This window comes from Falsiroseomonas sp. CW058 (genome assembly GCF_050563535.1).
Taxonomy (GTDB): domain Bacteria; phylum Pseudomonadota; class Alphaproteobacteria; order Acetobacterales; family Acetobacteraceae; genus Falsiroseomonas.
Map to the genome: position 1 here is coordinate 1 of NZ_JBNXUO010000028.1, position 22424 is coordinate 22424.

Below are 22424 nucleotides of genomic sequence, written 5' to 3' on the forward strand. Positions count from 1 at the left end.
AGCGACACGCTGGTGCTGTCGGGCGCGGGGGCCAATTCGCTGACCGCCACGAATGTCGAGGCGATCACCGGCGGCGCGGCGGATGACAGCGTCACGCTCGGCGCGGCGGTGACGGCAGGGCTGTTCAACCTCGGCGCCGGCGCGGACAGCCTGGTGCTGGCGAACGGCGCCAACACGCTGACGGTCGGCGGGGCGGAGACGATCACCGGCGGCGGCGGGGCGGACATCGTGACGCTGTCCACCACCGCGACGGGCGCGACCATCGCGCTCGGCCTCGGGTCGGACCGGCTGGTGCTGGCGAATGTCGCCAACACCCTGTCGGTCGGCGCGGATGCCGAGACGATCATCGGCGGCACCGGGGCGGATGCGGTCACCCTCACCGCATCGGTGACGGCGGCCAACATCCAGCTCGGCGCCGGTGTGGACAGCCTGGTGCTGGCGGATGGCGGCAACACGCTGACAGTGGCGGGGATCGAGGCGATCACCGGCGGGACGGGGGCGGACCTGCTGACCCTGGCCGCGCTGCAGGCTTCCGGCACCATCAACCTCGGCGACGGGGCGGATGCGCTGACGCTGGCCACCGGCAACAACACGCTGACCGTCTCCAACGTGGAGACGATCACCGGCGGCGGCGGCGCGGATGCCATCACGCTCGGCGCGGCGCTCTCGGCGGGGACGATCAATCTCGGCCTCGGGATGGATGCGCTGGTGCTGTCGGGCGCGGGTGCCAACACGCTGACGGTCACGGGGGTGGAGACGATCACCGGCGGCGCGGCGGATGACACGCTGACGCTCGGCGCCGCGGTCGCCGGCGGGACGATCAACCTCGGCGGAGGCGCGGACGCGCTGGTGCTGGCGAACGGCGCCAACACCGTGACCCTGTCGAATGTGGAGACGGTGACGGGCGGCACCCTCGCGGACAGCGTGACGCTGGCCACCGCGCTGACCGGCGGCGCGATCACGCTCGGCAACGGGCTCGACACGCTGAACCTGTCGGGACTCGGCGCCAACAGCGTCACCGTGACGGGGGTGGAGCTGGTGAATGGCGGCGCGGCCGCGGACAGCGTCACGGCGTCCGGCCCGGTCGGCGTGCAGATGGTGGGCAATGCCGGCAACGACACGCTGGTGGGCGCCGGCGGCGCGGACCAGCTGAACGGCGGCGCGGGCATCGACGTGATGACCGGCGGCGCGGGCGTGGACCGCTTCATCTTCACGAAGGTGACGGAAAGCGCGACCGGGGCGGCGGACACCATCACCGACTTCGCCGCGGATGCCGACCTGCTGGTGTTCAAGAGCCTGCTGAAGGGCGCCTTCAGCTTCATCGGCGCGGCCAGCTTCACGGCCTCGGGGGCGACCCAGGCGCGCTTCGACGACACCACGAAGCTGCTCTCGCTCGACACCGACGGCAGCGGCACGGGGGACATGGCGGTCACGCTGACCGGGGTCGCGATCGCGGACCTGTCGGCGGCCGACTTCCTCTGGATCTAGCCCGAAGACGGGGGCCGCCCGCCCGGGCGGCCCCGGCCACCGTGCGGGAAGGGCGCGTGTTGCGCCTCGCCCCGCCGGCTACCGCCCCGGCTTCAGCCCGGCGAAGCGGATGATGCCGTCCGGGCTGGGCTGGAAGCCTTCCACCCCCGTGCGCATCGCCCAGAACCAGCGGTGGTGGTACAGCATCAGGTGCGGCCTTTCGGCCAGCCAGATCTGCGCAGCCTGCCGGTACAGCGCCTGGCGGCGCGCCGTGTCCGTCACCGCGCGCGCTTCCGCGAACAGCGCGTCGAGCCGCGGGTTGGCGTATTTCCCCCAGTTCAGGAACCCGTCCGAGGCCAGCCAGAAGGCGATGTTGCCGTCGGGGTCGGGGCGGCCGGACCAGATGGCGATCGCGGCGTCGTAGTCGCCGCGCTGGGTGGCGGCGACCATCGTGCTCGCCTCCAGCACCTCGAGCCGCACGTCGAAGCCGCCTTCGGCCGCCATGGCCTGGATGATCTGGCCGACCTGCGCCTCGATCGGCTGGTTCGGCACCTTCAGCGTGAAGGCCACGCGGTCATGCCCCGCTTCCCGCAGCAGGGCGCGGGCGCGGGCCGGGTCGCGCGCGGGGGGCGCGAGGTCGGCGAAGTGGTACGGCGTGCCCGGCGCCTCGGGCTGGTTGTTCGGCGTGAAGCGGCCTTCCAGCGCCACCTGGTTGATGATGGCGCGGTCGATCGACATCTCGAAGGCCTGGCGCACGCGCGGATCGGCGCCGAGCGGGCGCTGCGCGGCGGGGCCGTTGCCGGTGTTGATGCTCATCGTCTGGTAGGCGATGGACGGCCCGCTGACGAGCCGCAGCCGCCGGTCCCTCTCCACCGCGCCGAGGTCCGACGGCGCCACCCGCTCGATGAGGTCGAGCTGGCCCGACCGCAGGTTCAGCAGGCGGATGTTGTTGTCGGGGATGGGCAGGAAGACCAGCCGGTCTGCGTGGATCTCGGCCGCGTTCCAGTAGCCTGCGAAGCGCTCCATCTCGATCCGGTCCTGCGCGATGCGGCGCGTCAGGCGGAAGGGGCCGGAGCAGACCGGGTTCTCCGCGACGCGTTCCCCCATCCCCAGCACGGCGGGCGACAGCATCATCCCCGCCCGGTCCGACAGCACCGACAGCAGCGGCGCGAAGGGCTCGCTCAGCACCAGGCGGACGGTGCGCGGGTCCAGCGCCACCACCTCCGCCACCTGGCGCAGCTCCGTCCGGCGGCGGCTTTCGCGCGCGGTGCGGTAGCGGTCGAGATTGGCCTTCACCGCCGCCGCGTCGATCGGCGCGCCGTCCTGGAAGCGCGCGCCGTCGCGCAGCGTGAGCGTGAGGGCGAGGCCGTCCGGCGCCCATTCCCAGGCGGTGGCCAGTTCCGGCCGGAAGGACAGGTCGGGGCCGACATCCACCAGCTTGTCGCACATGGCCGCGAAGACCACGCGTTCCACGAAGGAGCCGGACTGCGCGGGGTCCAGCACGTTCGGGTCGGCGCCGATGCCGACGCGCAGCGTGGTCTGCGCGGCGGCGGGCGCGGCGAGCAGGGGCAGCAGCGCGAGCGACAGTCGGGCGGGGCGGAACATGCGGCATGACCTCCGGCGGGGGCGGGAAGCCTGCCCCGGACCGCGGCCGGGCGCTACTCCACCCGCAGCCCGCCCGCCCGCACCACCGGTTCCCACTTCGCGCGTTCCGCGGCCCAGGCGGCGGCGAACTGCGCGGGCGTGGTGGCCATCGGCTCCAGCCCGTTGCGGTTGAGGTTGGCGGTCACCTCGGCATCGGCCAGCGCCTCGCGCATCGCCTCCGCCAGCCGCGCCACCACCGGATCGGGCGTGCCGCGCGGGGCGGTGATGGCGTACCAGGACGCGACGTCGAAGCCCGGCACGCCGCCTTCCGCCACGGTCGGCACCCCCGGCAGCAGGCGGGACCGCTGCGCCGTCGGCACCGCCAGCGCGCGCAGCCGCCCCGTCTCGACGAACTGCATCACCGACGGCGCGGTGGCGAAGGAATAGTCGAGCCGCCCGGCCAGCAGGTCGCCCGCCACCTGCGCGCCGCCGCGATAGGACACGCCGATGGTCTCGATCCCCGCCAGCCGGTCCAGCATCAGCCCGGACAGGTGCGGGGACGCGCCGATGCCGCTGTGCCCCCAGGACAGCCGCCCCGGCGCCGCCTTCGCCGCCGCCACCAGCTCCGCCACGCCCCGCCAGGGGCGGTCCATCGGCACGACGAGGATGTTGAACAGGTCCACCGCGATGGACACCGGCACCAGGTCCCGCTGCGGGTCGACCGGCATCCGCATGACCATCGGGTTGATCACCAGCGTCCCGATGGTGCCGAGCAGCAGCGTGTGGCCATCGGGGGCGGAGCGCGCCACCGCCTCCATCGCGATGTTGCCGCCCGCGCCGGGGCGGTTCTCCACCACCACGGGCTGGCCCAGGATCTCGCCCATGCGCGGGCCGAAGGCGCGCACGGCGATGTCGGTGGCGCCCCCGGGCGTGAAGCCGACGACGATGCGGACGGGCCGGTTCGGGAAGACGTCCTGCGCCAGCGCCGGGCGGGCCAGCGGCAGGCCGGCGGCGGCGGCCAGCAGGCCGCGGCGGGGCAGGGGAAGGGTCATCGCGTTCGCTCCCGGTTGGTCACGGCGCTTGTAGGGCAGGCGCCGCCGACGGCGAAGCTCAGCCCGCCGGCGCCAGCACCACCAGGTCGTCGCGGTGGATCACCTCGTCCCGCCCGCGCCAGCCGAGGATTGCCTCCAGCTCCTCGCTGCGGTGGCCGGCGATGCGGGCGGCGTCGCCCGCATCATAGGCGACGAGACCGCGCGCCACCTCCCGCCCCGCCGCGTCCTTCACGCTGACCGGGTCGCCGCGGCGGAAGCCGCCTTCCACCGCCCGCACGCCCGCCGGCAGCAGCGACGACCCGCGCGAGAGCGCGCGCGCCGCGCCGTCATCCACCACCAGCGCGCCGAGCGGCGCGAGGCTGCCGGCGATCCATCGCTTGCGGGCGGACCGGCCCTCGCCTTCCGGCAGGAACCAGGTGACGCGCGCCCCTGCCTCCATCGCGGCCAGCGGCCGGTCCCGCTTGCCGAGCGCGATGGCCATGGCGCAGCCCGCGCCGGTGGCGATGCGCGCCGCGATCAGCTTCGTGCGCATCCCGCCGGAGGAGTAGCCGGGCGGCGGCTCGCCGCCCATCGCCATGATCTCCTCGGTCAGCTGCGGCACGACGGGCAGATGCGCGGCGGCGGGGTCCACCCGCGGGTCGGCGGTGTAGAGCCCGTCGATGTCGGACAGCAGCACCAGCGCATCGGCCTCCACCATCTCGGCCACGCGGGCGGCCAGGCGGTCATTGTCGCCGAAGCGGATCTCGGCGGTGGCCACCGTGTCGTTCTCGTTGATGACGGGGATGCAGCCGAGCGCGAGCAGCGTGTTCAGCGTGGCCCGGGCATTGAGGTAGCGGCGCCGGTCCTCGCTGTCCTCCAGCGTCAGCAGCAGCTGCGCGGCGTTCAGCCCCTCGGCCGACAGCGCGGCGGCCCAGGCGCCGGCCAGGCGGATCTGCCCGACCGCGGCCGCCGCCTGCTTCTCCTCGAGCCGGAGCTTCTTCCGCGTGAGGCCGAGCGCGCGGCGCGCCAGCGCGATGGCGCCGGAGGAGACGAGGATCACCTCCACGCCCCGCGCGCGCATCGCCGCCACATCCGCCGCGACGCCGGCGAGCCAGGTCTCCCGCGGGGCGGCCGTGGCCTCGTCGACCACGAGGGCGGAGCCGATCTTCACGACGATGCGGCGGGCGGCGCGGAGATCGGGCGTGGCAGCGAGGGTGGACATGCGCCGCGCCAGTAGCACGAAGGCCGCGCCGCGGGGAGGCGGCGCGGCCTTCGGAGGGCCGGCGGCGAGGGGATCCGCCGGCCTCGGGGGCGGGGGGCGCGGCGGCAGCCCCCGCCGGTCGCGTCAGGCGAAGACGAAGTCGGTGGCGGCGATCCTCGCCGAGACGCCCTGGAGGAACATCTCGTCGCCGCCGCCGAAGTCGAGGTCGAGCCCGACCATGCCCCAGCGCGTCTCGACCGTCTGCACCACCTGGCCGGCGGTGATGCCCTCCAGCCGGATCTTCTCGACACCCGGCTGGAAGTCCACCACCCAGTCCGGCCCGTCGCCACGGGCGAAGGCGAAGGTGTCGATGCCCGCGCCGCCGGTCAGGCCGTCATGGTCCCGACCGCCGCGCAGCAGGTCGTTGCCGCCGAGGCCCTGCAGGTCGTCCGACCCCGCCCCGCCCGAGATCGTGTCCGACCCCGTGCCGCCCTTCAGCCAGTCATCCCCCGTCGTGCCGCTGACGGTGAGCCCCGCACCCGGCGGCGGGGGCGGCGGCGCGGCCTTGAAGGTGCCCGCGATGCCGAGCTGCTTCGCGGTGGCGCTGCCGACCCCTTCGAGGAACAGCGTCTCGCCGCCTGCCATGGTCAGCTTCAGGCCGGACACGCCACCATCGGTGACGACCGCGGCCGTCACCTGGTCCGCCGTCGTGCCCGACAGCTGCACCCGGTCGGTGCCGAGGGCGAAGTCCGTCACGCGGTCCGCGCCGTCGCCGGTGGCGAAGATCACGCGGTCCACACCGGCGCCGGTGACGATCACGTCGCTGCCGGACTGGCCGCGCAGCGCGTCGTTGCCGGCGCCGCCCTCCAGCCGGTCATCGCCCGCGCCGCCCACCAGCGTGTCGTGCCCGTCGCCGCCCAGCAGCGTGTCCGCGCCGGCGCCGCCCGAGAGGTTGTCGGCGCCGCCGAGGCCCGACAGCCGGTCCGCCAGCGTCCCGCCGCGCAGCACATCCGCACCCGCCCCGCCATTCAGCACCAGGCCGGACGGCGTGGGCGCGGGGGTCGGGGTGGGGGTCGGGGTCGGCGTGGGGGTCGGCGTCGGCGTCGGCGCGGTGGCCTCGCCGGTGAACTGCGACACCCGCACCCAGTCCACGCTGATGTCGACGCTGTCGACGCCCGACGAGTTGGGCGAGCCGTACCAGCCATCCCAGGCGAGGCCGACATGCCCCTGCAGGCCGACCGACATCCGCTCATGCGGGATGTTCTCGGTGGTGGTGTAGATCTCCTGGCCGTCGATGTAGAGCGTCATCCGGTCGGCGAACCAGTCGAGCGTGTAGGTGTGCCACTGGCTGTGATCCAGGGCGAACTCATGCGAGGCGTAGCGGTCGTCGTTGTTGCCGCCCGGGCCCTGCCAGTGGTTGGTGAACATGCCGTTGCCGTTGGCCGGCGTCTCCAGGATGTCGACCTCCGGCGGCCAATGGTCGTTGTCGGTCGGCCAGAGCAGGAAGCAGGGGCCGGCGCCGGTGACCTCCTCGCTGGTCTTCGCGCGGATCTCGACGCGACCATAGAGGAAGCCGTTGCCGACGCCGGAGGGCGCGCCCTCATAGGGGGAGGTGGAGAGGCCGCCGACGGACCAGATGCCGTTGGACTGCTTGTCCATCCCGATCGTCAGCTCGCCGTTGCCGACGGAAAGCTGGCCGTTGTCCCACTCGAAGGCGCCGTTCCAGTACAGCGACCCGCCATAGGTGATCGGCCATTTCTGCCAGTCGAGGCTGGTGCCGTTGAAGCCGTCGAAGAAGACGGTCTGCCACCCCGACATGTCGAGGGCGTTCGGGTTGGCGTCGTTATACGTGCCCATGGCTGGATCCCTACCTGCTCACGGCGCCGTGATGCGCTCGCGAGGTTGTGAGGCCACAACCTTGGGTGGAATGTCTAGCCAAAAAGTATTCAATCTGCCGTTTGCTTGAAAACCAAACGGTTGGGGCACGAAAACTAGGTATCAACCCGGACGTTCATGGGCTGTTGGTTGTCCCCATGCGCCATGGCCGCGCGGGCACATCGCCACCGGCGCAACCCGCGGCGCGGCCGGCATCACCCGCGCCCAAGGGCGCGTCAGGCGGAAGGAAAGGGGAAGGAAGGCCGGCCGCGAGGCCGGCAGCGCCTCATCCGAGGCGGGGTTGGCGGCGATCCGGCGGGGCCGGCCTGCCCCCGCCGGGCCGGGGCCGCGAAGGCGGCCCTTGCCCCGGTTTCAGCCCCGGGCGGCCGAGATCGCGGCCTGCAGCGCGCGCAGCACCTCGGCCACGCCTTCGCCGGTGGCGCCCGAAACCAGCAGCGCCGGCCTGCCCGCCGCGCGGGACAGCGCCTTCAGCCGCGAGGTGCGGGCCTGCGGCGTCATCGCATCGGCCTTGTTGAGCGCCACGATCTCCGGCTTGTCCGCCAGGCCTCCGCCATAGCCGGCGAGCTCGGCCCGGATGGTGGCGTAGGCCCGCGCCGGATCGGCGGCGGTGCCGTCCACCAGATGCAGCAGCACCGCGCAGCGTTCGACATGGCCGAGGAAGCGGTCGCCGAGGCCCGCGCCCTCATGCGCGCCCTCGATCAGGCCGGGGATGTCGGCCAGGACGAATTCCGTGCCGGCATCCGGGCGCACCACGCCGAGCTGCGGGTGCAGCGTGGTGAAGGGATAGTCGGCGATCTTCGGCTTCGCCGCCGTCACGGCGGCGAGGAAGGTGGACTTGCCGGCATTGGGCAGCCCGACCAGCCCGGCATCGGCGATCAGCTTCAGGCGCAGCCAGACCGACCGCTCCTCCCCCGGCCAGCCCTTGTCGGCGCGGCGTGGGGCGCGGTTGGTGGAGGACTTGAAGGTGGCGTTGCCGAAGCCGCCATCGCCACCGCGGCACAGCACGACCCGCTGGCCGACCTCGGTGAGGTCGGCGAGCAGCGTCTCGCGGTCCTCGTCCAGGACCTGGGTGCCGACCGGGACCTTGAGGACCACATCCTCCGACCCCGCGCCGGTGCGGTCGGAGCCGGCGCCGTTGCCGCCCTTGCGGGCGCGGAAATGCTGGGCGTAGCGGTAGTCGATCAGGGTGTTGAGGCCGTCCACCGCCTCCACGATCACGTCGCCGCCCTTGCCGCCGTTGCCGCCGTCCGGGCCGCCGAACTCGATGTATTTCTCGCGCCGGAAGGCGACGACGCCGTCGCCGCCGTCGCCCGCCTTGAGGTGGACCTTCGCTTCGTCGAGGAATTTCATGGCGTTCGACGCTCCCTGGAACGCAAAACGGGGGCCTTGCGGCCCCCGTTCCACATGCCTCCGGAGAGGGCTGGCTACTCGGCCGCGACCGGCAGCGGCGTGACGGAGATGTGGACCCGGCCCTCCGCCTTGCGTTCGAAGGTCACATGCCCGTCCACCGCGGCGTGGATGGAATGGGTGCGGCCGACGAGCACGTTGGTGCCCGGGCGCATCTTGGTGCCGCGCTGGGTGACGATGATGTTGCCGGCCTTCACGAACTGGCCGCCCGACCGCTTCACGCCGAGGCGCTTGCCGGCGGAATCGCGGCCGTTGCGCGACGAGCCGCCTGCCTTCTTGTGTGCCATGGTAGGATATCCCTGTCGCTGGCGGCGCGGCTCAGGCCGCGGCGATCTCGCTGATGCGCAGCACGGTCTGGTGCTGGCGGTGGCCGTTCTTGCGGCGGCTGTTCTGCCGGCGGCGCTTCTTGAAGATGATCACCTTGTCGCCGCGGGTCTGCTCGACCACGGTGGCGGTGACGCGGGCGCCCGGCACGGTCGGCGCGCCGACGGTCAGGCCGGCTTCCGTGCCCAGGGCGAGGACGTCGTGGAAGGTGATGGTGGCGCCGGGCTCGGCCTCGAGCTTCTCGACGGTGAGCACGGCGTCGGGCGTGACGCGGTACTGCTTGCCGCCGGTGCGGATCACTGCATAGGTCATGTTCGCGCTCGGGCTTTCGTGGTCCGGTGCTGTGCCGGGCGTGGTGCGCCCGTGAGGATCGTCTGCGACCTGCCCCGCCCCGTCCGCCTCTGCGGCGTCCGGCCGAAAGCAAGCCGCCGGCAGCCGCGAGGCCTGCCGGAGGGCGCAGCGTATAGCGGCGCCGGGCCAGGCGAGTCAACGCCCGCCAACAGGCTGCCCTGCCATGTTGCAAGCCGCGCCCACGCCTTCTATATGGCCCGTCCCGCCCGCGGAGAGGTGGCGGAGTGGTCGATCGCGTCGGTCTCGAAAACCGAAGTAGGTGCAAGCCTACCGTGGGTTCGAATCCCACCCTCTCCGCCAGCGCATGTTCCTGTCCTGTCCCGATCACCGTGCAGACCCCTTGGAATCGCTTGCGTTCGTCTCCTGACACCACCTAGGTTAGCCGCCGGGTTTCCCATTCGTTCCCGTGCAAGCCCACGGCAGGAAGGGTAACCGGCCGGGGAACGCCCTGGAGGAAACCGGGTAACGGGGGGCGGATGCTGACGGACCGGCAGATCAGGGCGCTCAAGCCGTCCGAGAAGCTCTACCGCGTCCGCGACGGCGGTGGCCTCGTCCTGCAGGTGATGCCGAGCGGAAGCAAGCTCTGGCACTACCGGTACCAGATCGGGGGCAAGGAGCGGACGCTCTCCATCGGGACCTATCCGGATGTCTCGCTCCTCGAGGCGCGGCAGGCGCGGGACGCGGCGCGCGACCTGCTGCGGGAGGGGCGCGACCCCAGCACCGAGAAGCGGTTGCGGCGTCTGGCCGCGATGGCCGCCGGCGGCACCACCTTCGAGGCGATCGCCCGCGGCTGGCATGAGAGCCAGCGAACCAGGTGGACGGATCGGCATGCCGCCGACGTGCTGGCGAGCCTCCAGGCCGATGCCTTCCCCACGCTCGGCCGGCTGCCCATCGCCGACATCACCGCCCCCATGGTCCTGGCCGTGCTGCGGAAGGTGGAGGCGCGCGGCGCCGTCGAGAGCGCCCACCGGCTGCGCCAGCGGATCAGCGCGGCCTTCGTCCACGCGATCGGCGAGGGGGTGGCGACGACTGATCCCGCGGCCCAGGTGCAGCGCCTGCTGAAGCCGGTCGAGCGTGGCCGCCAGCCGGCCATCACCGATCTCGACGGACTGCGGCAGATGCTGCGCGACGCCGAGGGGCGGCCCGCGCAGCCCGTGACGAAGCTCGCGCTGCGCTTCCTGGCCCTGACCGTGGTGCGCCCGGGCGCCGAGCTGCTCGGCGCGCGCCTGGCGGAGATCGAGGACCTGGACGGGCCGGAGCCCAGCTGGCGCATCCCGGCCCCGCGCACCAAGACGAAGCGGGCGGACCACCTGGTGCCGCTGGCGCCGCAGGCCGTGGAGGTGGTGCAGGCCCTGATGCCCTTCATCGGCAAGTCGGGGCTGCTGTTCCCGACCGCCCGCACCACGCGCCGGGCGATCAGCAACAACGCGATCGGCTACCTGCTGAACCGCGCGGGCTATCACGGCCAGCATGTGCCGCATGGCTGGCGCGCCGCCTTCTCGACCGTGATGAACGAACGGCACCGGGCTGACCGCGCCGTGATCGACGCGATGCTGTCGCATGTTCCGAAGGAACGGGTGGAAGCCGCCTACAACCGGGCGGAGCACCTCGCGCGCCGGCGCGAGCTGGCGGAGGAATGGGCAGGCCTGCTCCTGGATGGCCTGCCCGCCGCGGAGGATCTGCTGCGCGGCCCGCGCCGGCCGCTCAGGCGCGCTCCGCCTTCCGGGGGCGAGGACGCCGCGGGGACCCCTCCGGCGCGCTCGCGCCGCGTCGCGTAGGCTCGACCGGTGGCCGCGCGGCCTTCCAGGCGCGGATCTCAGACAGGGGCCAGCGCACCACGCCGCCGCCGAGGTCGCGCGGCACGGGGAAGGTGCCGGCGTCCATCCGGCGGTAGATAGTGGACCGGCCGAGGCCGACCTCCGCCTCGACGCGGGAGATCCCGATCCAGGGATCCACGGGCGGCCCGTCCGGCCCTTCCGGGGGCTCGGCCGGGTTGGTGTCGATGATCGTCATGGTGCCTCGCCGTCCACCAGATCCACGACCACACGGGTGACCAGACGGGGACCACCCGTGCGGGCGAATTCACGCATGACCTCGACGCCGACAACGAAGCTGCCGGAGCCCAGCAGGTCGAGCGATTCCGCGATCTGCTCGCACTGTTCGGCGAGCCGTGTGCGGATGTAGGCCCGGTCCAGATCGGTCAGCTTCGGCCGCGGCCGCGCCCTGCTGGTCCGGGTGATGACGTCCCGATGCTCAACCATGCAGCCGCCTCCGCTCCGGGGCCTCGGCGTGGCGCAGGGCCTTGGCGTTCGCCTCGGCCAGCAGCAGGGCGCCGCGCGCCACGGCGAGACCGGGGCCGCCATCGCGGATCAGCACTTCCAGCGCGCGGGCGCAGAACAGCGCCATGTCGGCGCGGGTCATCGCGACGCGCGCCCCGTAATCCGCGGCGATGTCGATCAGGTCGCCGACGACATCGCTGCGGCCATGCTGCACGATCTCCCGCGCGCCGCAGGGGCCGCAGCTGCGGTGATCGCGGGTGCAGGCCTGGTGGCCCTCGGTCGGGGGGAGCAGGATCGCCCCGTCAGGTTCGGTTGCGGCCATGCGGCGCGGTCTCCAGCAGGTCAGGGGTGCCGCGCTTCTTCCGGCGGCGGAGGAGGTGGTGTTCGCGGTCCCACGCCAGGTGGCACCGCTGGCACATCGCCCGCAGGTTATCCTCTCGGTTGTCCTCGGGCGTGTGGTTCAGGTGGCCGACGGTCAGCACCACGCGGCTGCCGGTGATCGGGTGGCGGCCGCCATCGACGGCATCGCAGCGGCGGCCGTCGATGACGGATTCGCAGCGCCATCCCGCGCGGCCGCCGCGGATGCGCAGCGAGATCTCCGCCCAGTCGGCCGGATAGCGTGCACGGTCCTCACGGGAGATCGGCATCGGCCGCCCCAGCCCGTGGTCGCGGCGCTACATCCGCCCCGCCCCCCTCCATCGCCAGCGCGACCACGCGCAGCAGGCTGGCGGTGCGGCGCTGCGCGTCGTGATCGGGCCAGCCCGGACTCGCCTCGACCGCGTCGGCAGCCATCGCGATGTGCGACGCCTGCAGCCCCGCGACATGCGTCATGCCGAGAAGCGCCCCGCGCATCGCGTCGGTCCGCGGCACGTCGACGGCGCCGGCGCGGATCGCGAACACCAGCGCCATGCCGGCCAGCATCTTCTCCACCACGAGATCAGCCATCGCTGTCCTCCCCGAACTTCCCGACTTCGTTGCCCCAGGCGTCCCAGCCCGGGGCGGCTTCGCGGGCGAACAGTTCGCAGCGCGGGCCGGCGAAGAGCCGTTCCACGGCATCGCGCAGGTCATCGGGCTTGCGGCTGTGCTGGCGCACCGGCGCCACCACCAGGTTGCGCACGTTGCGCGCGCGCAGTTCTGGCCGGCCGCGCATGCCCACCAGGAAGAACTCGGCGGCGGAGCGGAAGACGTAGCCGGTGCCGAAGGCCCAGGCCGCGCCGGTGCGCGACCGCTTCGCCCACACCCCGGCCGTGGAGTAGCGGAAGCCCCAGGCCTCCAGCGTGGCGATCGCCTGTGGCAGCATCGGCGCCGTTGCCCACATCACGCACACCGCGGCGTCCGGCGCGGCCAGGGCGGCGACGGGCAGCGCCTGGATGGCGGCAAGGTCCATGCAGCCGTAGTGGTGCTGCGGGCTCTTCCGGTCGCCAGCATCGGAGTGCAGACGGAAGGCCCAGGGCGGGTCCGCGAGGATGGTGGCATACCAGCGCCGGCGCAGCGCCCCGAACGGCCAGGGCGCCAGGTCCTGCAGCAGGTCGGGCGTGTAGCCATCCGTCATCACGGCGTCCCACCCGAGGCGCGCAGCATCTCCCGCAGCAGGACCGGCGCGCCGCCGCGGCGGGCGACGTGCAGCAGTTGCAGCGCGGTCAGGTCCGGCCGGTCCGGGTCGATGTGGCCGCGATCCCGCACGCCTGCGAAGTAGAAGTCGGCCGCCGTCTTGGTGCGGAACTCGCGCTCCGCCCAGGCGCCGCCCTGCAGCGCGCGGACGATGAAGGTGCCGGACTTCACGCCGCGATCTCCTCGGGCAGCGGCACCTGGTGGTGCCAGAAGCCCTGGCGGCCGGTGGCGGGCACCACGGGTTCCAGGGCGCGGATGCGGAACAGCGGCCAGGCGTAGACGTGGTGGTCCGCCCGTTCGCTGTCGCCACCCTCGGCGCCGGTCAGCGTCGTCGCGCGGCGCGGCCGCGAGAGGACGGCGGTGCAGACGATGGAGGACAGCGGCAGGGCGCGCGGGTTGCGCATCGCGGCCTGCAGGAGCGGCACCGCGAGGTCGGCGCGCAGCGCGGTGCCGCGGCCGGCGTCGGGCACCTTTCAGGTGCAGCAGCAGGTCCATCACCTCGTTCAGGCGCAGGGGGCGGGCGCCGGCATGGATGCCGATGGTGGCGCCGACGTAGCAGGCGGGCGCGTGCCAGCGGCGGAACTCGAACGGCTTGGCACCGATCGCGATGAGGCTCGCCCAGGGCTGCCAGACCGTGATGCAGGGGATGGTGCGGGTGGTAGCCATCATGTGCCCCCCGTCCCGCCGGCAATCCGAGCCTTCCGCATCGCGCGCCATGCCAGCAGCCGTGCCCGGCCGCGCGCCGCACGCGCCGCGGGCGTCAGGGGCACGCGCTTGCCGCGTTCGGCCAGCCTGGAGGTCGATGCGGCCGTCATCGGGGTCCTGAAAGCGCCCGGGTGCCGCGGGGGGATGCCGGTCATCGACGGCCGCCCCGTGCTTCGACGGCGGCGGCCATGCGCGCCAGCAGCCGAGCGGCGCCGGCGGTGCCTTCCGCATCGAGCGCCGCGGCGGCGCGGCGCAGCACCACCGACGGGATGGCGCGCCGGTCGTTCGCCGGCAGCGGCACCCCGGCGAAGGCGGGCGCGATGTCCCGCAGCACGGCGGAGAGCTGGCGCCAGTCCCGCCGGTGCCAGGGCCAGGCGGTGCGGGATGCCTCGTCGGCCATGTCGGCCAGCACGAGCAGGGCATCCGACGCCACGTCCTGGCTCGCCAGCGCGGACAGGACGCGCAGCGCGGCGATGTGCTGGGCGGCGGCGTCGCGGCCCGGGGACGGCATCCGTGGCGGCGCGACGGCGAGGCCGCCGCGAGGCAGCGCGTCAGACATGGGCTGCGGCCTCCCCCATGCCGAACATCAGGGCGGCGGCGACAGCGCGGCGGGCGTCGAGGATGAGGCCGGGCAGGTCACGCCGGGCCGGCTGGGCGCGCAGCATCCGCGCCGCATGGGCGATGGCCGCGGCGTCGAGGTCCTGCGCCATGTCCCGGGCCAGCCGCGCGAGCACCAGCGCGCCGATCCTGGCCGCGGCGCTGCTGCGCGGCGCGCGGGCGGCGCAATGCGCCGAGAGATAGAGGGTGAGCATCGGCATGCTGCTGCCGGATGCGGCGGTGTTCGTCTGCGTGACCATCCAGGGCCCCCGTCGTGGACAGGGGGAGTATGGCCGCTATGGCCAGTCGGTCAAGGCCAATATGGCCAGTTAGCTACAGCCAGGTCCACACGCCTATCACGCGGCCGAGGACATGCACCTCATCAGCAGGCACGACATAGGGTTCGTAGGCCGGGTTGTCGCTGGAGAAGCGGATTCGCGGCGGATCGCCGGGCATGGCCTGCAGTCGCTTGAACACGATGCCCATGCCGTTCCATGCGAGATAGGTGCCGTCCGGACCCATGAAGTTGTGGCCGACATCGACCATGACGCGGTCATAGGGTCTCAGCAGCGGGGTCATGCTGTCACCCACCACCCGTACCACGGCCACCTTCGCGTTGCGGTGCTCTGGCGGAAGCAGGTCCCGCGGGACAACCCATTCGGCAACGACTTGCTTGCCTTCCTGCCAGTCTACCGGAAGCCTTCCTCCACCAGCAGCGCCGTCAGCCACGTATTCCCGGACGAGGACATAGCCGCGCGGAACGTGGGGCGGGTCTCTCGGCCCTTCCTCGGCGAATGGCTGCGATTCGGACAGCGCCGCCTCGCCTGGTTCCACGATCAGTTCCGCCGGTGATACGCCGAGGTGGGGTGCAAAGCGCCTAGCCCAATGCAGGCCGAGCCGGCGCTTGCCTGTCGTCAGCTTGCTTAGCGTGCTGGGCTGCACCCCGGCCATGCGCGCCAGATCTGCGGCGCTCAAGCCTTTCGCGTCGAGAAGTTCCTGAAGTCGAGTCGGCATTTGGCCATAGTGGCCAGCGGCAGCCGGCCGGTCTGCGGCCAATGTGGCCTTGCCTTTTGTGGCCAATATGGCCAGCATGTCGCCATGACGCTCGAGCAATACCGGCAAAGCCGCGGCCTCACCCTCGCCGAGCTCGCACGCGAGCTTGGCCTCCATGATGCCCGTTCCGTGCACCGCTACCTGCACGGCGAACGCATCCCCCGTCCTGCTGTGATGCGACGCATCATGGCAGTGACCGGCGGCGCGGTAACGGCGAGCGACTTCTTCGCTCCGCCACCGATACCGGTGCGATGCGGCCCCGCGCGTGTTGCCGGTGCGAAAAGCCGCGCATGATGCCCGCCCTCCCTACTTCCATCCTGCGCATCGCCGCCGCGGTCGGCACCGGGAATCGTTCTCCCCACGTCGGCGGCTGCCCATGACGCACCGCCTGCCCGCGGAAGAGGACCTCCGCGCGATCAAGACGGCATTCCGGCTGCTGGTCTCCCGCGTCGGCGGCGTGCTGGCTGCGACGGCCTGCGTCCGCGTTTCGCATGCGCAGATCGCGCGCTACTACGACCTTGGCGATACTTCCACGTACCCGCCGGCCGATGTCGTCGCTGTGCTCGAAGCAGTGGCGGGCGCGCCACTCGTCACGGCGGAGATCGCACGACTGTCGAGCCATCGCCTCGTTCCGCTCGATGCAGCGGATGGCGAGCAACTGGCTGCCGCCGTTGCCAGCTTTGCACGCCACGCCGGCGATGTGCCGGCCGCGCTGTGCGAAGGCCTGGCCGATGGCCGTCTCACCGCAGCCGAGCTTGCCGAGATAGGTCGCCGCGCCGCGCAGCAGGCGCAGGACCTGGTCCGCATCGCGGCGCAGGCCGCCCTTCTCGCCGCGCAGGATTCGCCCGCCACCCCCGTGGCCGAGGGCGAGGGGGCGCCCGCCGATCGCCGCCCGCCGGGCGGGGGTGACGGCGGGCGCCAGACCCCGCGGGGGTCGCGCCCGTGACAGACCGAACCCGTGGCGCCGCGCGGCGACGCGCGCGCAACGTCTCAACCGTTGCGCGCCAGCCGAAACGGCAGATCGCCTTCGACACGATCAACCGCGCCGCGCTGCCGCATCTCGAATCGCTCTGCGCCCGCTGGCTGCCGGGCGGCCGGGTGCAGGGCCACGAATGGCGCTGCGGCGACCTGCGCGGTGCGCCGGGGCGGTCGTGCAGCGTCAACCTGCGCACCGGCAAATGGGCGGACTTCGCAGCCGGCATCGGCGGCGGAGACGTCGTCAGCCTCGCCGCCGCCATCCACAACCTCAGCCAGGCCGATGCGGCCCGGCGCATCGCCGAGATGCTCGGCCTCGATCCCATGTCCCTTGGGGGGGAACGCCATGTCTGACCACCTTTCGCCCGCAACCCCTGGCGATCCCTTCGCGCCCCTGCCGAACGGCAAGATCAACGGCGTGGCGCATCACGCGGCGCCGAAGCCCGGCGGCGATGACGTCTGGGAGCCGACGCCGACGCCGCTCGACCAGCCGGTGCCGGAGCTGAAGGATCTGTATCACCCGGGCTATGGCCACGCCGTCGCGGTCTGGCCCTATCGCGACGCGGAAGGCGGGCTGCTGTTCGTGGTGGCCCGGTTCGAACGGCGGGACGGCGACAAGCTGCGGAAGGACGTCACCCCCTTCGTCCATGGCCGCCGCGCCTGGACCGACAGCAAGGGCAAGCGCGGGGACCGCACCGGGTGGCACATGAAGGCGCCGCCGGCGCCGCGGCCGCTCTACGGGTTGGAACGGCTGGCGGCGCGGCCGAAGGCGCCGGTGCTGCTGGTGGAGGGCGAGAAGGCAGCCGACCGCGCGGCGCAGATCTTCCCTGACAGTGTCGCCGTGGCCAGCCAGGGCGGGGGCAAGGCGGCCGCGCGATCCGACTGGTCGCCCCTGGCGGGGCGCGACGTGGTGTGCTGGCCGGACCAGGACGAGCCCGGGCGGGCCTATGCCAACGACGTCGCTTCCCTGCTGCGCCAGGGATCGCGCCACACCCGCGCGAAGACGATGCGCATCGTCGAGGTCCCGCGCGACTGGCCCGATGGCTGGGACCTGGCCGATCCGATGCCTCCCGGCGCCTCGGCCGAGCTGCTGGCCGAACTGCTGGCGGAGGCGCAGGACGCGGACCCGCCGCAGCTGCCGCCCAACTTCGTCTTCAAGGACAGCGGCCTCTACTACGACCAGGCGGCCGAGATGGACGAGGAGGGGCTGCCGGTCGAGCGCGTCTTCATCGCCGCGCCGTTCGAGGTGGTGGGCGAGGCGAATGACGGCACCGGCAACAACTGGGGCCTGGTGATCCGCTGGAAGGACCGCGACGAGCGGCAGCACCAGTGGAGCGTGCCGAAGCGCTTCGTGCATGCCGACGGCAACCGCATCGCCGAGGAGCTCGAGGATGCCGGGCTGCACTGCAACCCCTCGGGCAAGGCGCGCAGCCTGCTGAAGCAGTTCATCGGCGGCGTGCGCAGCAAGCGCCGGCGGATCTGCGTGGACCGTACCGGATGGCACCTGGCGCACGGCAAGCACGTCTTCGTCCTGCCGGGCGGCGAGGCCTACGGCCCGGCGGCGGGCACCGTCATCCTGCAGACGGAGCATGCCGGGACCGACGGCGCCTTCATCGCCGCCGGCACGCTGGCGGAGTGGCAGGAGAGCATCGGCCGGCTCGCCATCGGCAACCATCGCTTGGCGCTCGCCATCTCCGCGGCGTTGGCGACACCGCTGCTGGATGTGGTCGGCGGCGATTCCGGCGGCCTCCACATCGTGGGCGACAGCCAGACGGGCAAGTCCACCACGCTCTACGTCGCGGGCAGCGTCTGGGGGCGGGGGGCGCGCGGCGCGCAGGTGCGGCAGTGGCGCGCGACGGCGAACGGCCTGGAGAGCGCGGCGGCCGAGACCTCCGACACGGTGCTGATCCTGGATGAGATGGGCCAGGCCAGCAGCAACGATGTGGCCGACACGATCTACATGCTGGCCAACGGCAGCGGGAAGCTCCGTGCGGGGAAGGAGGGCGGGGCCAGAAAATCCCGCACCTGGCGGACGATGTTCCTCTCGACCGGAGAGGTGACACTCGGCGCCAAGATGGCGGAGGCCGGGCGGAAGCTGATGGCCGGCCTTGAGGTGCGGCTGGTGAACCTGCCGGCCGATGCCGGGGCCCGGATGGGCGTGTTCCAGCAACTGCACGGCTTCGCCAAGCCGGGCGAGCTGGCGAAGGCGCTGCAGCTTGCCGCGCGGATGCATTACGGCACCGCCGGGCGGAGCTTCCTGACGCACCTGGTCCGCGCCCGGGTGACCGACACGAAGGGGCTGGAGACGCGGGTGAAGGCGGCACAGACCGGCTTCGCCAAGCGCCATGTGCCGGACGAGGCCGCGGGCCAGGTGCGCAGCGTGGCGGACCGCTTCGCCCTGATTGGCGCCGCCGGGGAGCTGGCGATCGAGTGGGGCGTGCTGCCCTGGCCGAAGGGTGAGGCGATGGCGGCCGCGGCCGCCTGCTTCAAGACCTGGTTGGGCGAGCGCGGCGGCGCCGGCGCGACGGAGGACCAGCAGGCAATCGCGCAGGTGCAGGCCTTCCTCGAGCTCCATGGGGAAAGCCGCTTCACTCCGCTGATTCGCAGGGACGAGCGGGGTGACGTCGTCCCTCCGGCCGCCGACCAGATGCGGACGCAGAATCGCGCTGGATGGCGTCGGCGGCCGCCGGGCAGTGCCGAGGGGTGGGAGTTCCTCATCATGCCTCAGGTCTGGGCCACCGAGGTCTGCAAGGGCATGGACCCGAAGCGCGCCGTGGCCGTGCTCCGCAGCGCGGGGCTTCTGCTCGGTGCCACGGACCGCGCACCGGCCGCAGTGGTGAAGATCCCAAGCGAGGGCCCGGTGCGCTGCTACAGAGTCTCCGGCGCGATCTTCGGCATGCGAGACCAGCCGGGCGAAGACGACGCCTAGGGCTGAGAGCCGGGAGGGAAAAGGGCGGTGTAACCTGTGTAACCGTGTTACCTCGCTGTTATCGAACGAGTTTCCGGTTACACGCCTCCGTCTTTTCGGTGTAACCGTGTAACCGGGCGGAACCTATGTTGTTCCGGCACGCGAGGTTACACGGTTACACGTCGCCATGCATTCCGTGTAACCGAAAAACTCATTAGATTCAGCATGGTAACACGGTTACACAGGTTACACGCTCTATTGCCTGTGCGCGCGGACTCTGGGGGCGAAAGGGAAGATAGCCGCCGGTCGTTAAGTTAGCGCAAGCAACCGCACGTTGATGTGTGTGCGCTGTATGTTCTCGCTAATGGGCGGGAAATATGCCTATCGTTCCATCGGCGCCGGGCGGGGGCCCGCCGTCGGAGAGGCCGGGTGGACCACCACGCGTGCGCGGAGAGTGATCTTTGCGGTCCTGGATCACATGGCAGCGCCTGGAGTAGTTTTCGCCTTACGCTAGGCGAGACGCGCCCGGAGCCAGAACGGTTCCGGGCGCTTTGTCGTTTCCGGCCCTTGGGCCCCGCCCGGCACCCTTCCACCCGCGGAGCCTTCCCATGATGCCGTGCCCACCCCCCCGCGCCGCGCGGCCGCGCCCGCGCGCCGTCATCCTGGCCGGAGGTGCCGTCCGATGACAGTGATGCCCCCGAAGGGCCGGGCCGGGCCGGCCGCCGGCCTCAGCCTCGCCGGACTGCCGCCCGAGCCGATCTACGACACGGAGGTCGTGGAGCTCCGCCTGGAGGATGCCGGCGCGGCGCTGCTGGCCCTGCCGTCCCGCGGGTGCCTGCCGGCGGGCTACCGCAGCAACTGGCCCGACGTGGTGGCGGATGCTGCGGAGGCCTACGGCTACGGAGAGGGCGGGGTCCGACCGCCGGTGCCGTCGGCGCGGCGCGTCACGCAGATGGACGAGGCCTTCGGCTGGATCCGGCTGCTGCCGCGGGACCGCATCAACCATCGCCGCATCCTGCTGCTGCGTGCGCTGACCAGCCCGGTTACGGGCCGCCATCGGCACAGCTGGCGGTCGATCGGTGAGATGTTCGGCTGGGACTATCGCGCGGTGCAGCGATGGCACGCACAGGGCATCGGCTGGATCGTCCAGGCACTCTACGCGCAGCAGCTCGGCGGCGCCGACTGGGCGCGGCTGTGGCGGGCGGAGCGGGAGGGGCCGGACAGCCTGGCGCGACACGCCGGCGACGCGCCGCATGCGGATCTGGGGAAGGGGATCAGGACGACCAGGTGGTAGCTGCCCTTCCTGGCTTCCGGCTGTAGTCTTTCCGCCGCACCGGGGACGTGCGGGGAGACGAGATGACGATGCTGCGTCGTGTGCGCCTGTCGAGCGTGTTGCTGCTGGGCATCTCCGGCGCGGTATCGCCGATACCAGCCCTGGCCCAGTCCCTGCCGACGCGGCCCGGCACTTGCGTGGCGACCACTGTATCGTCGATCGGGACGCGCCTTGTCGACGGCCGCACGGGCCGGCCCATCCATGGGTCCGGATCCTCCGTGCGGTTCGCCAATGGCGGCGTGCAGGTGTCCTACGATGATGTGGACGCGATCCGCAGGTCACGGGTGGGGGACCAGGTCTTCTTCTGCCTGATCAGCATTCCCCAGGACTGTCCACCCGGCGACCCGCGCGGCCGCGTCTACACGACGACAAATCGTCGGACGCTGGAATCCTGGACGCTGCCCGACGCGCAGCATATGTGCGGCGGCGCCTGAAGCTCACGGCATCTTCGGACCTTGCCGACCGGCCTGCGGGTGGGTGACCTGCTGCCGGCTTATGGCGGCACGTAGCCGGACATATCCTTGTCGCGCCGCCAAGCGAAGTGGTCAGGGTGCTTCACCAGGAAGGCGCGCCAGCTGCGGAACGCCAACTGCGTGAACACGAGATGCCCGCCAGTTTCGGCGTGATTGACCAGCCCATGTCTACGCCAGGGGCCAACCGCCTTGTTGCTGAATGGCCCGGACAGACATGCCCACGCGGGAGGCCCATCAACTTCGAGGACTGTGACCTTCCACCTCGCGTCTGATGCTTTCGAAGTTTCTGGTGTGACGAGTTGGAGGAAACCTCTTGGTGTAGCCGTGAGGGGGCCGCAATACGGCCCGCCGAATACCTCTGCTGCCGCATCGAGAAAACTCCACCACGACTTCCTGGAAAGTAGACCAAGATCGAGGTGGTCGATCTCTCCCGGCTGCTTGAGAGCGCCATTCATCAAGGCTTCGGCGTCATGTGCGCCTTCGAGATAGATGCGGCCCATCGCGGTCGCGATGCGGCCGGCCAGATCGTCGGAAGCCCCAAGTCTTTTCCGAATGGCTGCATCTTCCAAGATCTTGCGCGCGATGGCCCGGAATTCTGCTCGCCGGAGAGCCGGAACCGATAGACGCTTGTTCGCACGCATGCCGCTCATTCGTCTGTCAGTCTCCGGGCCTGCGACGGTGCGTTCCGCTGGTTGAGCGTCGGTGATGTGCTGCATGTGCAGCAGGGAAAGGCCTGACGAGAAGTGAGTTCGGTATGGAGATCAAGATCGCGGCCGGCGCAGCTCTTCGCATCGATCTGCGGCAAGGTTCGCCTCTGGCCGTGCAGGACCCAACGGCAACACGAAGGTTCGGCCAGTCTCCACGTCTCGCACGACAATTCTTTCGCGAGCCGATGCGAGCATTCTTGATAAAGCCCAAACCAGCCGTGCGCCCTCTATGTCGGCCATGTGCTGGTCTGTCGTCCTCCCGATGGCAGTTACTGTGAATGCAGGATCACTATCGGCGCGGATCAGCAGCTCGCGCCTGTTGCCCCCACCGAAGACGACATCAGGAAGTTCGATGCTAACACGGCGGCCGGTGTCGGCCACGCACAGCACTCCGAAGGCGAAGTCGCGAGAAGGGCCGCGACGCACCGTTGCGTAGACGAGAACTTGCCATTTGTCGTCGATCTCATCCGCGCGCTCTTCGTGAACCCATTCAACGCCCAATTCGTCCAGTCGCATTGTATC

Annotated in this window: 28 protein-coding genes and 1 tRNA gene; 9 read left to right on the forward strand and 20 right to left on the reverse strand. The window is 71.8% G+C overall.

The window, feature by feature from the left end:
- On the forward strand, window positions 1–1488 hold a 1488-nt coding region (locus ACK8OX_RS19235; RefSeq protein ID WP_430665855.1), incomplete at its 5' end, for a beta strand repeat-containing protein.
- Between the two features lie 78 nt (window positions 1489–1566).
- Here the strand turns inward: ACK8OX_RS19235 and ACK8OX_RS19240 are convergent.
- The 7 genes from ACK8OX_RS19240 to rplU all read right to left on the reverse strand — a co-directional run bounded on the left by ACK8OX_RS19240 (window position 1567) and on the right by rplU (window position 9222).
- Complete coding sequence (locus ACK8OX_RS19240; RefSeq protein WP_430665856.1) at window positions 1567–3072, reverse strand: ABC transporter substrate-binding protein; 1506 nt, start codon at window positions 3070–3072, stop codon at window positions 1567–1569.
- A 53-nt stretch (window positions 3073–3125) separates the two neighbouring features.
- Window positions 3126–4103, reverse strand: a complete 978-nt coding sequence (locus tag ACK8OX_RS19245) for a Bug family tripartite tricarboxylate transporter substrate binding protein (RefSeq protein ID WP_430665857.1) — start codon at window positions 4101–4103, stop codon at window positions 3126–3128.
- Between the two features lie 58 nt (window positions 4104–4161).
- Entirely contained in the window at window positions 4162–5304 is a 1143-nt protein-coding gene (gene proB / locus ACK8OX_RS19250; RefSeq protein ID WP_430665858.1) for a glutamate 5-kinase, read from the reverse strand.
- A 123-nt stretch (window positions 5305–5427) separates the two neighbouring features.
- On the reverse strand, window positions 5428–7140 hold the full coding sequence (locus ACK8OX_RS19255; protein WP_430665859.1) for a family 16 glycosylhydrolase: 1713 nt from the start codon (window positions 7138–7140) through the stop codon (window positions 5428–5430).
- 390 nt (window positions 7141–7530) lie between these two features.
- Entirely contained in the window at window positions 7531–8529 is a 999-nt protein-coding gene (gene obgE, locus ACK8OX_RS19260) for a GTPase ObgE (RefSeq protein ID WP_430665860.1), read from the reverse strand.
- A gap of 74 nt (window positions 8530–8603) precedes the next feature.
- Window positions 8604–8873, reverse strand: coding sequence for a 50S ribosomal protein L27 (rpmA, locus tag ACK8OX_RS19265; RefSeq protein WP_430665861.1), 270 nt, complete (start codon window positions 8871–8873; stop codon window positions 8604–8606).
- Between the two features lie 31 nt (window positions 8874–8904).
- Window positions 8905–9222: a 50S ribosomal protein L21 gene (gene rplU, locus ACK8OX_RS19270; protein WP_430665862.1), complete on the reverse strand. Its 318-nt coding sequence runs from the start codon at window positions 9220–9222 to the stop codon at window positions 8905–8907.
- 249 nt (window positions 9223–9471) lie between these two features.
- Between rplU and ACK8OX_RS19275 the strand changes: the two genes are divergently transcribed.
- Together ACK8OX_RS19275 and ACK8OX_RS19280 are read left to right on the forward strand one after the other, a co-directional pair.
- Window positions 9472–9561, forward strand: a tRNA-Ser gene (locus ACK8OX_RS19275).
- A 176-nt stretch (window positions 9562–9737) separates the two neighbouring features.
- Window positions 9738–11039: a tyrosine-type recombinase/integrase gene (locus tag ACK8OX_RS19280; protein WP_430665863.1), complete on the forward strand. Its 1302-nt coding sequence runs from the start codon at window positions 9738–9740 to the stop codon at window positions 11037–11039.
- On the opposite strand, the gene ACK8OX_RS19285 is transcribed toward ACK8OX_RS19280, so the two are convergent.
- The 11 genes from ACK8OX_RS19285 to ACK8OX_RS19335 all read right to left on the reverse strand — a co-directional run bounded on the left by ACK8OX_RS19285 (window position 10966) and on the right by ACK8OX_RS19335 (window position 15623).
- A complete protein-coding gene (locus ACK8OX_RS19285) occupies window positions 10966–11274 on the reverse strand; it encodes a helix-turn-helix transcriptional regulator (protein ID WP_430665864.1) in 309 nt (102 codons plus the stop codon). The genes ACK8OX_RS19280 and ACK8OX_RS19285 overlap by 74 nt on opposite strands.
- Window positions 11271–11522, reverse strand: a complete 252-nt coding sequence (locus ACK8OX_RS19290; protein WP_430665865.1) for a hypothetical protein — start codon at window positions 11520–11522, stop codon at window positions 11271–11273. Before ACK8OX_RS19290 ends, ACK8OX_RS19285 begins: the two co-directional genes overlap by 4 nt.
- Window positions 11515–11862 (reverse strand): hypothetical protein, encoded by a 348-nt coding sequence (locus ACK8OX_RS19295; RefSeq protein WP_430665866.1) that lies wholly within the window; start codon window positions 11860–11862, stop codon window positions 11515–11517. Before ACK8OX_RS19295 ends, ACK8OX_RS19290 begins: the two co-directional genes overlap by 8 nt.
- Complete coding sequence (locus ACK8OX_RS19300) at window positions 11843–12187, reverse strand: hypothetical protein (protein ID WP_430665867.1); 345 nt, start codon at window positions 12185–12187, stop codon at window positions 11843–11845. The genes ACK8OX_RS19295 and ACK8OX_RS19300 overlap by 20 nt, the downstream gene beginning before the upstream one ends.
- The gene (locus tag ACK8OX_RS19305; RefSeq protein ID WP_430665868.1) at window positions 12171–12485 is read right to left on the reverse strand and encodes a hypothetical protein; all 315 of its coding nucleotides are present in this window, start codon (window positions 12483–12485) and stop codon (window positions 12171–12173) included. Before ACK8OX_RS19305 ends, ACK8OX_RS19300 begins: the two co-directional genes overlap by 17 nt.
- The gene (locus tag ACK8OX_RS19310) at window positions 12478–13092 is read right to left on the reverse strand and encodes an MT-A70 family methyltransferase (protein ID WP_430665869.1); all 615 of its coding nucleotides are present in this window, start codon (window positions 13090–13092) and stop codon (window positions 12478–12480) included. The genes ACK8OX_RS19305 and ACK8OX_RS19310 overlap by 8 nt, the downstream gene beginning before the upstream one ends.
- On the reverse strand, window positions 13092–13322 hold the full coding sequence (locus ACK8OX_RS19315) for a hypothetical protein (RefSeq protein ID WP_430665870.1): 231 nt from the start codon (window positions 13320–13322) through the stop codon (window positions 13092–13094). Before ACK8OX_RS19315 ends, ACK8OX_RS19310 begins: the two co-directional genes overlap by 1 nt.
- Complete coding sequence (locus ACK8OX_RS19320; RefSeq protein WP_430665871.1) at window positions 13319–13621, reverse strand: hypothetical protein; 303 nt, start codon at window positions 13619–13621, stop codon at window positions 13319–13321. Before ACK8OX_RS19320 ends, ACK8OX_RS19315 begins: the two co-directional genes overlap by 4 nt.
- 386 nt (window positions 13622–14007) lie before the next feature.
- Window positions 14008–14415: a hypothetical protein gene (locus ACK8OX_RS19325; RefSeq protein WP_430665872.1), complete on the reverse strand. Its 408-nt coding sequence runs from the start codon at window positions 14413–14415 to the stop codon at window positions 14008–14010.
- The gene (locus ACK8OX_RS19330; protein ID WP_430665873.1) at window positions 14408–14674 is read right to left on the reverse strand and encodes a hypothetical protein; all 267 of its coding nucleotides are present in this window, start codon (window positions 14672–14674) and stop codon (window positions 14408–14410) included. The genes ACK8OX_RS19325 and ACK8OX_RS19330 overlap by 8 nt, the downstream gene beginning before the upstream one ends.
- A 112-nt stretch (window positions 14675–14786) precedes the next feature.
- On the reverse strand, window positions 14787–15623 hold the full coding sequence (locus tag ACK8OX_RS19335; protein ID WP_430665874.1) for a LexA family transcriptional regulator: 837 nt from the start codon (window positions 15621–15623) through the stop codon (window positions 14787–14789).
- Here ACK8OX_RS19335 and ACK8OX_RS19340 point away from each other — a divergent pair.
- The 6 genes from ACK8OX_RS19340 to ACK8OX_RS19365 all read left to right on the forward strand — a co-directional run bounded on the left by ACK8OX_RS19340 (window position 15552) and on the right by ACK8OX_RS19365 (window position 21156).
- Window positions 15552–15800, forward strand: coding sequence for a helix-turn-helix domain-containing protein (locus tag ACK8OX_RS19340; protein ID WP_430665875.1), 249 nt, complete (start codon window positions 15552–15554; stop codon window positions 15798–15800). The two genes, ACK8OX_RS19335 and ACK8OX_RS19340, sit on opposite strands and share 72 nt — an antisense overlap.
- Window positions 15801–15882: 82 nt before the next feature.
- Window positions 15883–16452: a hypothetical protein gene (locus tag ACK8OX_RS19345; protein ID WP_430665876.1), complete on the forward strand. Its 570-nt coding sequence runs from the start codon at window positions 15883–15885 to the stop codon at window positions 16450–16452.
- On the forward strand, window positions 16449–16835 hold the full coding sequence (locus ACK8OX_RS19350) for a hypothetical protein (protein ID WP_430665877.1): 387 nt from the start codon (window positions 16449–16451) through the stop codon (window positions 16833–16835). The genes ACK8OX_RS19345 and ACK8OX_RS19350 overlap by 4 nt, the downstream gene beginning before the upstream one ends.
- Window positions 16828–19410, forward strand: a complete 2583-nt coding sequence (locus ACK8OX_RS19355; RefSeq protein WP_430665878.1) for a DUF927 domain-containing protein — start codon at window positions 16828–16830, stop codon at window positions 19408–19410. Before ACK8OX_RS19350 ends, ACK8OX_RS19355 begins: the two co-directional genes overlap by 8 nt.
- Before the next feature lie 661 nt (window positions 19411–20071).
- Window positions 20072–20683 carry a DUF6362 family protein gene (locus ACK8OX_RS19360; protein ID WP_430665879.1) on the forward strand — a complete coding sequence of 204 codons (612 nt, stop codon included), beginning with the start codon at window positions 20072–20074 and terminating at the stop codon, window positions 20681–20683.
- Window positions 20684–20745: 62 nt separating this feature from the next.
- A complete protein-coding gene (locus ACK8OX_RS19365) occupies window positions 20746–21156 on the forward strand; it encodes a hypothetical protein (RefSeq protein ID WP_430665880.1) in 411 nt (136 codons plus the stop codon).
- A 59-nt stretch (window positions 21157–21215) separates the two neighbouring features.
- On the opposite strand, the gene ACK8OX_RS19370 is transcribed toward ACK8OX_RS19365, so the two are convergent.
- Together ACK8OX_RS19370 and ACK8OX_RS19375 are read right to left on the reverse strand one after the other, a co-directional pair.
- Complete coding sequence (locus tag ACK8OX_RS19370) at window positions 21216–21911, reverse strand: hypothetical protein (protein ID WP_430665881.1); 696 nt, start codon at window positions 21909–21911, stop codon at window positions 21216–21218.
- A 45-nt stretch (window positions 21912–21956) separates the two neighbouring features.
- Window positions 21957–22418 carry a hypothetical protein gene (locus tag ACK8OX_RS19375; RefSeq protein WP_430665882.1) on the reverse strand — a complete coding sequence of 154 codons (462 nt, stop codon included), beginning with the start codon at window positions 22416–22418 and terminating at the stop codon, window positions 21957–21959.
- Window positions 22419–22424 lie beyond the last annotated feature (6 nt).

Coding starts and splice junctions, on each gene's coding strand:
- ACK8OX_RS19285 (WP_430665864.1), bottom strand. CDS start 11,274: ATGACGATCATCGACACCAACCCGGCCGAGCCCCCGGAAGGGCCGGAC.
- ACK8OX_RS19355 (WP_430665878.1), top strand. CDS start 16,828: ATGTCTGACCACCTTTCGCCCGCAACCCCTGGCGATCCCTTCGCGCCC.
- ACK8OX_RS19360 (WP_430665879.1), top strand. CDS start 20,072: ATGACAGTGATGCCCCCGAAGGGCCGGGCCGGGCCGGCCGCCGGCCTC.
- ACK8OX_RS19305 (WP_430665868.1), bottom strand. CDS start 12,485: ATGGCTGATCTCGTGGTGGAGAAGATGCTGGCCGGCATGGCGCTGGTG.
- ACK8OX_RS19370 (WP_430665881.1), bottom strand. CDS start 21,911: ATGCAGCACATCACCGACGCTCAACCAGCGGAACGCACCGTCGCAGGC.
- ACK8OX_RS19280 (WP_430665863.1), top strand. CDS start 9,738: ATGCTGACGGACCGGCAGATCAGGGCGCTCAAGCCGTCCGAGAAGCTC.
- ACK8OX_RS19345 (WP_430665876.1), top strand. CDS start 15,883: ATGACGCACCGCCTGCCCGCGGAAGAGGACCTCCGCGCGATCAAGACG.
- rplU (WP_430665862.1), bottom strand. CDS start 9,222: ATGACCTATGCAGTGATCCGCACCGGCGGCAAGCAGTACCGCGTCACG.
- proB (WP_430665858.1), bottom strand. CDS start 5,304: ATGTCCACCCTCGCTGCCACGCCCGATCTCCGCGCCGCCCGCCGCATC.
- ACK8OX_RS19245 (WP_430665857.1), bottom strand. CDS start 4,103: ATGACCCTTCCCCTGCCCCGCCGCGGCCTGCTGGCCGCCGCCGCCGGC.
- ACK8OX_RS19300 (WP_430665867.1), bottom strand. CDS start 12,187: ATGCCGATCTCCCGTGAGGACCGTGCACGCTATCCGGCCGACTGGGCG.
- ACK8OX_RS19325 (WP_430665872.1), bottom strand. CDS start 14,415: ATGTCTGACGCGCTGCCTCGCGGCGGCCTCGCCGTCGCGCCGCCACGG.
- ACK8OX_RS19290 (WP_430665865.1), bottom strand. CDS start 11,522: ATGGTTGAGCATCGGGACGTCATCACCCGGACCAGCAGGGCGCGGCCG.
- obgE (WP_430665860.1), bottom strand. CDS start 8,529: ATGAAATTCCTCGACGAAGCGAAGGTCCACCTCAAGGCGGGCGACGGC.
- ACK8OX_RS19340 (WP_430665875.1), top strand. CDS start 15,552: ATGACGCTCGAGCAATACCGGCAAAGCCGCGGCCTCACCCTCGCCGAG.
- ACK8OX_RS19310 (WP_430665869.1), bottom strand. CDS start 13,092: ATGACGGATGGCTACACGCCCGACCTGCTGCAGGACCTGGCGCCCTGG.
- ACK8OX_RS19240 (WP_430665856.1), bottom strand. CDS start 3,072: ATGTTCCGCCCCGCCCGACTGTCGCTCGCGCTGCTGCCCCTGCTCGCC.
- ACK8OX_RS19335 (WP_430665874.1), bottom strand. CDS start 15,623: ATGGAGGCCAAGCTCGCGTGCGAGCTCGGCGAGGGTGAGGCCGCGGCT.
- ACK8OX_RS19295 (WP_430665866.1), bottom strand. CDS start 11,862: ATGGCCGCAACCGAACCTGACGGGGCGATCCTGCTCCCCCCGACCGAG.
- ACK8OX_RS19255 (WP_430665859.1), bottom strand. CDS start 7,140: ATGGGCACGTATAACGACGCCAACCCGAACGCCCTCGACATGTCGGGG.
- rpmA (WP_430665861.1), bottom strand. CDS start 8,873: ATGGCACACAAGAAGGCAGGCGGCTCGTCGCGCAACGGCCGCGATTCC.
- ACK8OX_RS19365 (WP_430665880.1), top strand. CDS start 20,746: ATGACGATGCTGCGTCGTGTGCGCCTGTCGAGCGTGTTGCTGCTGGGC.
- ACK8OX_RS19330 (WP_430665873.1), bottom strand. CDS start 14,674: ATGCCGATGCTCACCCTCTATCTCTCGGCGCATTGCGCCGCCCGCGCG.
- ACK8OX_RS19375 (WP_430665882.1), bottom strand. CDS start 22,418: ATGCGACTGGACGAATTGGGCGTTGAATGGGTTCACGAAGAGCGCGCG.